Raw genomic sequence first — 11156 nt, 5'->3', positions numbered from 1 at the left:
GCACGGCCGTGCCAAAAACGGCGTGAGATGCCTGAAGCCCGCCAGCGTCAACGCTGGCGGGCTTCAGGCATTCAAGCGCCGGTACGCGGTCCCGGCGTGCTGATTTCTCAGGTCAGGCGCCGCGGAAAACTGAGGAGCGGACCGATGGGGTGGTGGCTTGGAGGCGAAGGCCGGCGGGAGAGCTGACCTCAGGCGACGCGGTGGCGCGAGGTCGCAAGTCCTTCGGCGAAGCGGACCGCGGCGGAGGTCTCCCCTGCGCCGATCGCTGTCAGGAGTTCGGTCCGGGCGAGTGCCTGATCAGGTGATGGGGCGCTGAGCCCGGCGCTGGACTCCGCCGTTCCCAGGTCATTCAACCGGTCGTAGATCCGCAGCATCAGACCGTTGCCCGTCCGGAGGACGAGTTCGCGGTCGAATGCCGCCAGACTCTCCGCCGACTGGTTCTCGACGGCCCGGGCGAGGGCGAACTCCAGGTGGTCGAGATCCTCCTGGGTCGCGCGTGATGCCAGACGGCGGACGCACTGGCACAGCAGTGCGTTGCGGGCTTCCCCGAGGGCGTGCGCCCGGTCTGCAACGCTTTCAAAGGGTTGATCGAGATCGGCGCATCCATGGCTGCCGTCGGGGGAGGAGATCCAGTCGCGAGCCGACAGCCGACCCGACTCGGCGTCGAGAAGAAGAACCCCTTGAGACAGGAAGCCGTCGAGGACCTCCTGGATGCTCGACATGTCCTGGTCTTTGAAGATGCGGCTGAGCTCGGAGAGGCTGGGCAGGGTGGTGCCGTGGGGCCACGCGCCGGAGTTGATCCAGTGTTCGAGACGCTGCGCAAAGCTGTACGAGGTGCCGTCTGCCGGAGGGGTGGTGTGATCGACATTCACCTGTCAAGTGTACGACAATTGAGAGGCCTGAACGGCAGGACTCAGGTGTGCGCGAAAGCAGGGGGCGGGCCGAGCCGACTCTTATCTGAAGCCGTCCACGATCGCCTGTGCTGCGGCGACAGCCGCGCTGGCATCCCTCTGCTGAAGTGCGCTCAGAAGGTCTCGGTGCTCCTGCTCCAGGGCGGCCGGGTCTTCGATCTTCGGGTAGTTCTGCGCGTTTTCGAGGACGGCCGGTTCGAGGCCGTAATGGAGTTCGGCCATCAGAGGATTGCCCGAGGCCTCCACGATGGCTCGATGAAAGCGGATGTCAGCCAGGAGTCGTTCCTGTGCGTCGCCGGCGTTTTCGCGGTCCTGCAGATGCCCTGAAATCAGGTCGAGCTGATCTTCCGATACGCGGGTCGCGGCCAACCGCGATGCCTGGATCTCCAGTCCGGCGCGCACTTCAAGAACTTCATCCGACCCATCGTCCTTGACGCGGCGAGCGAGGACGGCCCCGAGTTCACTGGTCGAGCGGACGTAGGTTCCGTCGCCGGGCCGGGACTCGAGGAGGCCGAGGTGAACCAAGGCGCGCAGCGACTCCCGCACTGTGTTCCGGCTCGTCTCAAAGGTCTTCATGAGCTCGAATTCGCCGGGAACCTTGGTGCCGACCGGCCAGGTGCCATTCGTGATGTTCTCGCGCAATTGGTCCCCGATCTGGACAGAGAGGGGGACGTTACGGGTGGCGGGGCGCAGAGATGTCACAGTTCCAAGGGTAGGCCAAGGACACTATCGAACGCCCACTGTCAACCGACCGAGTAGTCGGGCGTAGTGCGCAGAGCACCTCGGCGGTTGCGGCGTGACACCGGCCTCGCCTGGACGGCGGGCGGTGGCCTCCGAAAGACATCCGGGATAACATGGCGGGGTAACTGTCCGACATTTAGCGGTTCGACGTCTGGACAGTCTCTCTTCTTCTCAGTCCTTTCGGGGCAGGGAAGGCCCCCTTTCACAATGATCAGGAGCACCCATGTCTCTAGGCTTGGCGCGGAAGACAGCTTCCGCAACCATGAGCGTGACGCTTGCTCTGGCAGGGCTGACGGGACTGGCAGGGCTTCAAGTCCTCGGTGCCGCCCCTGCCAACGCGGCGCAACAGAATGGCTACGTCTTCAACAACACTTGGCAGATCCAGGATTCCGGATCCCAGAACAGCCAATACACCCCGTCCGGCGTGAACGCTTCCACTCACGCGACGAGTTCCTTCCCCCTCAACACCGGGGCCGTGAGCGTCGATGCGCTCTTCCAGCAGAACAGCTCCCAGCTGCCGGGAACGAACTTCATCACCGACGGCGGCAACCAGGGCTCTTACGGTGCCACGAGCTCCATGCTGACGGGTTCGCCGAACCCTGCTTCAGTGCCGGCCCTCGGCCTCTTGTCCAACAGCTCCACCTGTGGCGGTGACCTCGGCTCTGCCGGGCATCAGAACCTCAGCACCCTGTGCGAGAACACCGGCACTCTGACGCTGAAGTTCTCCAAGCCCGTGACCGACCCGGTCTTGGACCTCACCGGTATCGGCGGCGCGTCGATGCTCTATCAGCACAAGGACAACCCCGGTGGTTACGACTACGCCCGCGGGTCTTTCAACAACACGCAGTGGCTCATCGCCACGGATGGTGTCTCCTTCGCCCAGCTCTCGTCCGGGTCCCGTAACCTTCAGGTGGGCCAGGGCGGCAAGCGGCTCCTGGTGAAGAACGCCAATGCCGACCCGCGCTGTGACAGCAATACCGTGTACACCCCCGGGACCAGCCATCAGGGCCCGACGGTGGACAATGCGGGCTGTGGCTCCATCACCCTGCAGGGAACCTTCTCGGAAGTGACTTTCCAGATTGATGCCAAGTCCACTCCCTTCTCAGAGTTCCCCTCTGCGCAGTACGGCACGGGCTCGGAGTTCTTCGCCAATGACGGCACGCAGTACGCCGATGGCGTGAATGGTGCGAACACCGTCGAGACTGAGCGTGTTCGCCTCCCGCGGGACGAAACCGATGCAACGAACTCGGATCTTCAGCGGATCTCCCTGCGCCTGCCGCAGAACGGCTCCCTCGGAGACAAGGTCTGGCGCGACACCAACGGTGACGGCCTCCAGAGTGACGGAGAGCCCGGCGTCGAGGGCGTCAAGGTTCAGCTGCTGGACGCGGATGGTAACCCCGTCAACGACGCGAACGGCAACCCGATCACGACAACCACGGACTCGAACGGCAACTACAAGTTCACCGATCTGCCGTTCGGCACCTACAAGGTCAAGTTCACCGGTCTTCCGGCCGGCACGTCGCTCACCAAGGCGAATCAGGGCACTGACGACGCCGTGGACTCCGACGCCGACCCGGCCACCGGAGTCACCGGTCCGGTCACGCTGAACAGCGAGGCGCCGGAGAACCTCACCCTGGACGCGGGCATCATCCCGACGGGCTCCCTGGGTGACAAGGTCTGGCGCGACGACAATGGTGACGGCATCCAGGACCCGAACGAGCCCGGTGTGTCGGGTGTGAAGGTGGAGCTGCTGGATCAGGACGGCAACCCCGTCAAGGACGCCAACGGCAACCCGATCACCACCACCACGGATGCGAACGGCAACTACAAGTTCAGCGATCTCCCGCTGGGCAGTTACAAGGTCAAGGTCGATCTTCCGGAAGGTTCGAAGGCCACGAGCGCGAACTCGGGTGATGACCGGTCCAAGGACTCGAACATCGACCCGAACGGTGTCTCCGACACCGTGGCGCTGACCCCGGAGAACCCGGACAACATGACGGTCGACGCCGGCATCGTGAAGCTCGGTTCGCTGGGCGACAAGGTGTGGCGTGATGACAACGGTGATGGGATCCAGGATCCGAATGAGCCGGGCATCTCTGATGTGAAGGTGGAGCTGCTGGACAAGGACGGCAACCCCGTCAAGGACGCCAACGGCAACCCCATCACCACGACCACGGACGCGAACGGCAACTACAAGTTCACCGGCCTCCCGCTGGGCGACTATAAGGTGAAGTTCGACCTTCCGCAGGACAGCAAGTTCACCTCGGAGGGTGCAGGGACCGACCAGGCCAAGGACTCCAACGCTGACCCGGCCACGGGTGTGACCAGTGCGGTCAGCCTGACCGCTGACGCTCCGGACAACATGACCGTCGACGCAGGCATCGTCCCGCTCGGTTCCCTGGGTGACAAGGTCTGGCGCGATGACAACGGTGACGGCATCCAGGACCCGAACGAGCCTGGTGTTGCTGGTGTGAAGGTGGAGCTGCTGGATAAGGACGGTAACCCCGTCAAGGATGCCAACGGCAACCCGATCACGACCACCACGGACAAGGACGGGAACTACCTGTTCACGGACCTGCCGATGGGTGATTACAAGGTCAAGGTCGATCTCCCGACCGGGAGCAAGGCCACGACCGCCGGTGCCGGTTCCGACCGCGGAACCGACTCGAACATCGACCCCAACGGTGTCTCCGACACGGTCTCGCTGACCCCGGACAACCGGAACCGTCGCGACGTCGACGCCGGCATCGTGCCGCTCGGCTCGCTGGGTGACAAGGTGTGGCGTGATGACAACGGTGACGGCGTGCAGGGCGACAACGAGCCCGGCATTTCCGATGTGAAGGTGGAGCTGCTGGACAAGGACGGCAACCCCGTCAAGGACTCCAACGGCAACCCGATCACGACCACCACGGATGCGAACGGCAACTACAAGTTCAGCGATCTCCCGCTGGGCGATTACAAGGTGAAGTTCGACCTTCCGCAGGACAGCAAGTTCACCTCGGAGGGTGCAGGGACCGACCAGGCGAAGGATTCCAATCCTGACCCGGCCACGGGTGTGACCAGTGCGGTCAGCCTCACCGCTGACGCTCCGGACAACATGACCGTGGACGCCGGCATCGTCCCCGTCGGTTCGCTGGGCGACAAGGTCTGGCGCGATGACAACGGTGACGGCATCCAGGATCCGAGCGAGCCCGGTGTCTCGGGTGTGAAGGTGGAGTTGCTGGACAAGGACGGCAACCCCGTCAAGGACGCCAGCGGTAACCCGATCACCACCACCACGGACAAGGACGGGAACTACCTGTTCACGGATCTGCCGATGGGCGACTACAAGGTCAAGGTCGATCTTCCGGCCGGGACCAAGGCCACGACCGCTGGTGCCGGTTCTGATCGCGGAACCGACTCCAACATCGACCCCAACGGCGTCTCCGACACCGTCTCGCTGACGCCGGACAACCGGAATCGTCGCGACGTCGACGCGGGCCTGGTCCCGCTCGGTTCGCTGGGCGACAAGGTCTGGCGTGATGACAACGGTGACGGTGTCCAGGACCCGAGCGAGCCCGGTGTCTCGGGTGTGAAGGTGGAGCTGCTGGACAAGGACGGCAACCCCGTCAAGGACGCCAACGGCAACCCCATCACCACCACGACCGACAAGGACGGGAACTACCTGTTCACGGACCTGCCGATGGGCGACTACAAGGTCAAGGTCGATCTCCCGGCCGGGACCAAGGCCACCACCGCCGGTGCCGGTTCTGATCGCGGAACCGATTCCAACATCGACCCCAACGGTGTCTCCGACACCGTCTCGCTGACGCCGGAGAACCCGAACCGTCGCGACGTCGATGGAGGTCTGGTGGTCCTGCCGAAGGCCAGCGATGACGAGTCCCTGAACAACAAGCAGGGCTCGACTGTCACGGTGCCGACGTTGAAGAACGACCAGGGCAACCTCGATCCCGCGACGGTGAAGATCACCGACCCGAACGGCAAGCCGGTTTCCGAGCTGGTCGTCCCGGGCGAGGGCAAGTGGACGGTCGATCCCAAGACCGGTGACATCACCTTCACCCCGGAGAAGGGCTTCACGGGTAACCCCACCCCGGTGAACTACACCGTGAAGGACCGTAACGGGAACGAGACCGGCGCGAAGGTGACCATCACCTACGTGGCCCCGGAGCCGAGCCACCCGGGCACCCCCGGGTCCCCGGCCCCGAGCCACCCGGCCAAGCCTGGTCAGCCGGCACCCGGCAACCCGGCCGACCCCGGGAATCCGGCACCGGGCGGGGACCTCGCCTACACCGGCGCGAACCTCAGCATGGGCACCATCGCCGCAGGAGCACTTCTGTTCCTCGGCGGCGCCGCGCTGCTGATCTTCCGCCGTCGCCGCCAGCACTGACCCCTCGCTGCGGCCACTGAAGGCCCCGTTGCTCCTCACCTGGAGCGGCGGGGCCTTCGGCGTCGTCAGGATTGCACGAAATGCATGGGGCGGGGGCAGTGCGGCGGTGCTATGAAGTCCGGGGACGGCTCGCCGGCGTCATCGCGCCGGAGAGGTGTGCAGGGATCCGGGTGTCCGGCGGGAAGGGAGCCCGGAGGGCTGGACCGCTGGACGGTTCAGAGAGCGTGCGGCGGGCGGACCGAGCCGGCCGTGACGGCTTCGGCGGGATCCGAGCCCAGCTGGATGATGCGGTTCTCGCCGTCCACGTGCACCACGCTGGGGACGAACGCGCGCGCTTCCTCGCTGGTCATCTGGCCGTAGCTCATGAGGATGACGGTGTCGCCCACGTGGACCAGATGCGCGGCGGCGCCATTGATTCCGATCACGCCGGAGCCTCGCTCGCCCGCGATCGTGTACGTCTCCAGCCGCGAACCGTTCGTGACGTCCACGATCGAGACGAGCTCGCCGGGCAGGATGTCCGAGGCTTCCAGAAGGTCGAGGTCCACTGTCACCGACCCCACATAGTGGAGATCGGCGTGGGTCACCGTGGCACGGTGGATTTTGGACTTGAACATGGTGCGCAGCATAGCGACTCAAGTCTACGCCGCCCGGCTGATCGTCAGCCCGCGTCCATCGCCCGTCTCAGCCACGCGGCGTCGCGCGTCAGGGCGGCGGGAGCATCCTCGGGAACGAACTCGAACATCACCTCAATGGGCTCGTCCGCTTTGCGCAGCACGTCCACGGCGCCGAGCCAGAGGTCCTCCCGGGCCTCCAGCGGCAGACGCGCATCGAACGGCCACCAGGAGAAACAGTGCAGCCCGGACAGCCGGGGCAGTAGTGCTTCGAGGTGGCGAAGAGCTTCCTCGGCGGGTTGATCCACATTCGGCTGCCAGTACACACCGACGTTATCCCGGTCCACCTCCTCCAGCAGCGCCTGCGTGCTCTCCAGGGTGTCGGTGAGGGTGTTGCGGTGATATTCCAGTGCCAGCACGACGCCGGCCTCCGCCGCCGCGTCGGCGGCATCCCGCAGGCCGCGGATCACCCGCGCCCGGTGAGCCGGGCTGGACGCCTCGGTGCCGCGCGTTCCCGCCCAGACGCGGATCCGTGGTGCGCCCAGCGCGAGTGCGGTGTCGAGGACGGGGCGGAAGTCGTCGTCGTGCGACTCGGCCCGGTGGTAGGAGCCCAGGGAAAGGACGCGCAGCCCCGCGGCCTCGGTGAGGCGGCGGACTTCCAGGGCGGTGGCCGGGTCCGGGCAGTGCACATCGGAACCCCATTCGATCCCCGCCAGGCCGGCGCCGGTCGCCGCGGCGAGGACCCCGGGAACGTCGAGGTGCCGGAAGGTGACGGAGCAGAGCCCCAGGGTGAGGTCGGGCATGAAGCCAGCCTAGGCGTGAGCCGGGAGGTGCGGGCGGAGATGACCGCAGTTGCACACCGCCTTCGCCGGTTCAGGTTCCGCCCGTCAGCGCCCGTCAGCGCCCGGCGTTCGCCTCGTGCCGGCTCACGCTCGCACGGCGAGCGGCGGCCTCCGTGATGCGGACGGCCATCCCCTTGAAGATGACACCGTGGAACGGCAGGACCGCCAGCCAGTACAGCCGTCCCGGCAGGCCGTGGGGCAGGAAGATGGCACGCTGGTGGTACTCCGTGCCGCCGCCCGCCTGCTCGATCGACAGCTCCAGCCAGGCCCGGCCCGGCACCTTCATCTCCGCCCGCAGCCGGAGCAGGTGGCCGGGATCGAGAGCCTCCACGCGCCACCAGTCGAGCACGTCGCCCAGGTGCAGGAGTTTGGGGTCGCGGCGACCCCGGCGCAGCCCGACACCACCGGCCAGCTTGTCGATCCAGCCCCGCACCGACCAGGCGAGCGGGAACGAGTACCAGCCGTTCTCGCCGCCGATCCCCTGGATGACGTCCCACAGCTCCTCGGGCGAGGCCTCCGTCTTCTGGACCCGCGTGTCCGTGAACACGGTGCCGCCGGTCCAGTCGGGGTCGCTCGGCAGCGGATCGGACGGGGTCTGCACGGCACTCGAACCGGCCCAGGTGGTCTCCACCTCGCCGCGCTCGATCTTGACCAGCGCCAGCTCGACCGCCCGCCGGTAGTCCGTCAGCCCGCCGGGCGGGGGATCGATGTGCTGATCGATGGAGTGCTCCCGCACCACGCAGTCGTTCTGCAGGGACTCGACGAGCGGAACCGCCAGGGACCGGGGGATCGGCGTCACGAGGTTCACCCATTGCGCGGCCAGCCACGGGGTGAGCACCGGGAGGGGGAGGATGACGGGCGGCCGGAGCCCGGCCGCCCGGGCGTAGTCCTTCATCATGTCCGCGTAGCTGAGAACGCTCGGCCCGCCGATGTCGAAGGTCGCGTTCACTTCGGGCGGCAGCTCCGCGGCCTCCTCAAGGTAGTACAGGGCATCCCGCACGGCGATCGGCTGGACGCGGTTCAGCACCCAGCGCGGCGCGGGCATGACCGGCAGGACGTCCGTCAGATGCCGGATCATCTCGAAACTCGCCGAGCCCGAGCCGATCACCAAGCCGGCCTGGAGCACCGCCGTCGGGACGCCCGAAGCGAGCAGAATGCGGCCGACGTCGCGCCGCGACTGGAGGTGCCGGCTCAGGTTGGTGCCGGGGTTGAGGCCGCTGAGGTAGACGATGCGGCTCACACCGGCGCGGTGCGCGGCCTGGGCGACGGTCTGCGCGCCGACGCGTTCCCGCTCCGCGAAGCGCTCGTGGGATCCGCCGCCCATCGAGTGCACCAGGTAGTAGAGCACGTCGGCCCCGCGGCAGAGGGCTGTCATGGCTTCCGCGTCCTCGAGGCTCCCGGGCACCACCTCGACGTCGTCGTGCCAGGGCACATCCCGGAGCTTCTCCGGGGTGCGGGCGAGCACGCGGACCCGGTGGCCGGCTTCGACGAGCCGGGGGACCAGGCGGCCGCCGAGATATCCCGTGGCGCCTGCGACCGCGATGGTCCGGCGCGCGCGGTTCCCGTGATCTTCTGCGGACATCGGAATCCTCCTGTCTGCGCTCTGTCTGGACACGCATCGATTACTAGACGATCATATTTGTAGATGATCGAGCGATTCAAGGGGTGACGCCATGACCGGGAGGACCGAAGTCTCCGTCGTCTGGTTCCGCGACGACCTGAGGACGGCGGACCATCCCGCCCTGCGGGCCGCCCTCGACGCGGGGAGGACCGTCGCGCTGTACGTGCTGGATGAGCAGTCGCCCGGAGTGCGGCCCCTGGGGGGAGCGGCGCGCTGGTGGCTGCATCATGCGCTCGCCGAGCTGCGGGACGGGCTCGCCGAGCTCAACGTTCCGCTGGTGATCCGCCGGGGGCCGGCCGCCTTGGTGGTGCCGGACGTGGCCGCGGTCGCGGGGGCCGGGTCCGTCTTCTGGAACCGTCGCTACGGCGGCCCCGAACGGCGCGCCGACCAGGCGGTGAAAGCGCTCCTGACGGCCGCGGGCCGCACGGCCAGGAGCTTCCAGGCATCCCTGCTGCACGAGCCCTGGCGCATCACCACGCAGCAGGGCAATCCGTACCGCGTCTTCACGCCGTTCTGGAAGACGCTGAGTTCTCAGGATTTCCGGCCGCCCCTGCCCGTGCCGGAACCGCAGGATACGCACGGGCTCTCCGTGCCCGAGGGGCTGGAACCGGAGTCCCTCGGGCTTCTGCCGTCCCGTCCCGACTGGTCCGCACCGCTCCGCGAAGCCTGGGCTCCCGGCGAGCAGGCCGGGCAGGAACTGCTCGCGGACTTCCTGGACGAGAAGCTGGGTGACTACCGCGACGCCCGGGAGCGGCCCGGCGTCGAGGGCTCCAGCAGACTCTCGCCGTACCTCCGCTGGGGCCACGTGAGCCCGTTCCAGGTGTGGGCCGGGCTCGCGTCGCTGCGCCGGAAGGCCCCGGAGGCCTCCGCGGCCTTCGCCGGCGAACTGGGGTGGCGGGAATTCGCCTGGCATCAGCTGTACCACCACCCGCGTCTGGCGACCGTGAACCTGCGCCCGGAGTTCGACCGGCACCCCTGGTGGCTCCCGGGGGAGAACGCGCAGGGCGGCGGCGACGACGGCGGGACCAGGAGCCCGGACATGGCGGCGCTGCTGCATGCCTGGCAGCGGGGCCGGACCGGGATTCCGCTGGTGGACGCCGGACAGCGCCAGCTCTGGAACACCGGATGGATGCACAACCGGGTCCGGATGGTGAGTGCGAGCTTCCTGGTGAAGAACCTCGGGATCCATTGGCGGCTGGGCGAGCAGTGGTTCTGGGACACTCTGGTGGACGCCGATGCCGCGGCCAATCCCTTCAACTGGCAATGGGCCGCCGGCAGCGGGGCGGACGCCGCGCCGTTCTTCCGGATCTTCAACCCTCAGACCCAGGCGCGGACCCACGATCCCGACGGCGCGTATCTCGCGGAATGGATCCCGGAACTGAACACCCCGGAGTATCCGCTCCCGTGCGTGGACCTCGCGGATTCCCGGAAGGGCGCACTGGACCGGTTGAAGGTCATGTCGGAAGCCGGGGCGCAACCGGCTCATGCGGCGGGGAGATCCTAAGATGTATCGCATGCATCCGGAAGAGAGCGCCCTCGGCGTCGAGTCATCCCCAGAACGTGAGCGTCTCGCCGCCACGCCCGGATTTGAGGTGCTGTTCCTCCTGCAGAAATTCACCACCGAGGCCGAGCGCTACTCTGAGGTGGTCCGGCGCCACCACGGCCTGGCCCGCAACGACATCCATGCGATCAACGCCGTCGTGGAGGCGGACCGGACCGGCGCCACCGTCACGCCGCGCGACCTCCGGCGCCTCCTGATCCTCAGTTCTGCGGCCATGACGTCCGTGCTGGACCGGCTGGAGGCCTCGGGCCATCTGCAGCGTCACCCGAGCCCGGTGGACCGGCGTCAGCTGGTGCTCAGTTCCACCCCGAGCGCCCGGGCGACGGGCCGGGAGATGTTCGACCCGATGGTCGAGCACATGATGCCCGTGCTCGGCGAGTACTCGGAGGACCAGATCGCCCTGTTCGAAGAGATGATCACCAAGCTGACGGACGCCATCGAGGCCGCCCGCGAGGAAGTCCAGGCGGCGGAGGGATGACCCT

The 11156-nt window shown here is 67.2% G+C and carries 8 protein-coding genes; 3 read left to right on the top strand and 5 right to left on the bottom strand.

Annotated features, from left to right (window positions below; translation table 11 throughout):
• Window positions 1–188: 188 nt before the first annotated feature.
• Together AB4Y75_RS11975 and AB4Y75_RS11970 are read right to left on the bottom strand one after the other, a co-directional pair.
• Complete coding sequence (locus tag AB4Y75_RS11975) at window positions 189–872, bottom strand: FCD domain-containing protein (protein WP_441436109.1); 684 nt, start codon at window positions 870–872, stop codon at window positions 189–191.
• 81 nt (window positions 873–953) lie between these two features.
• Window positions 954–1613 carry a FadR/GntR family transcriptional regulator gene (locus AB4Y75_RS11970; protein WP_441436108.1) on the bottom strand — a complete coding sequence of 220 codons (660 nt, stop codon included), beginning with the start codon at window positions 1611–1613 and terminating at the stop codon, window positions 954–956.
• 301 nt (window positions 1614–1914) lie between these two features.
• Here AB4Y75_RS11970 and AB4Y75_RS11965 point away from each other — a divergent pair, with 301 nt between their 5' ends.
• Window positions 1915–6039, top strand: coding sequence for an SdrD B-like domain-containing protein (locus tag AB4Y75_RS11965; RefSeq protein WP_441436107.1), 4125 nt, complete (start codon window positions 1915–1917; stop codon window positions 6037–6039).
• Between the two features lie 215 nt (window positions 6040–6254).
• On the opposite strand, the gene panD is transcribed toward AB4Y75_RS11965, so the two are convergent.
• The 3 genes from panD to AB4Y75_RS11950 all read right to left on the bottom strand — a co-directional run bounded on the left by panD (window position 6255) and on the right by AB4Y75_RS11950 (window position 9074).
• On the bottom strand, window positions 6255–6665 hold the full coding sequence (gene panD / locus AB4Y75_RS11960) for an aspartate 1-decarboxylase (RefSeq protein WP_441436106.1): 411 nt from the start codon (window positions 6663–6665) through the stop codon (window positions 6255–6257).
• 32 nt (window positions 6666–6697) lie between these two features.
• Complete coding sequence (locus AB4Y75_RS11955) at window positions 6698–7453, bottom strand: sugar phosphate isomerase/epimerase family protein (protein ID WP_441436105.1); 756 nt, start codon at window positions 7451–7453, stop codon at window positions 6698–6700.
• Between the two features lie 94 nt (window positions 7454–7547).
• On the bottom strand, window positions 7548–9074 hold the full coding sequence (locus tag AB4Y75_RS11950; protein ID WP_441436104.1) for an SDR family oxidoreductase: 1527 nt from the start codon (window positions 9072–9074) through the stop codon (window positions 7548–7550).
• A gap of 91 nt (window positions 9075–9165) precedes the next feature.
• Between AB4Y75_RS11950 and AB4Y75_RS11945 the strand changes: the two genes are divergently transcribed.
• On the top strand, window positions 9166–10617 hold the full coding sequence (locus tag AB4Y75_RS11945; RefSeq protein WP_441436103.1) for a cryptochrome/photolyase family protein: 1452 nt from the start codon (window positions 9166–9168) through the stop codon (window positions 10615–10617).
• 10 nt (window positions 10618–10627) lie between these two features.
• Window positions 10628–11152, top strand: coding sequence for a MarR family winged helix-turn-helix transcriptional regulator (locus tag AB4Y75_RS11940; protein ID WP_441436102.1), 525 nt, complete (start codon window positions 10628–10630; stop codon window positions 11150–11152).
• Window positions 11153–11156: the final 4 nt, after the last annotated feature.

The sequence above is a fragment of the Arthrobacter sp. RAF14 genome, from assembly GCF_052114185.1.
Classification (GTDB): Bacteria; Actinomycetota; Actinomycetes; order Actinomycetales; family Micrococcaceae; genus Arthrobacter_E.
This window is presented reverse-complemented; position numbering and strand designations above follow the sequence as displayed.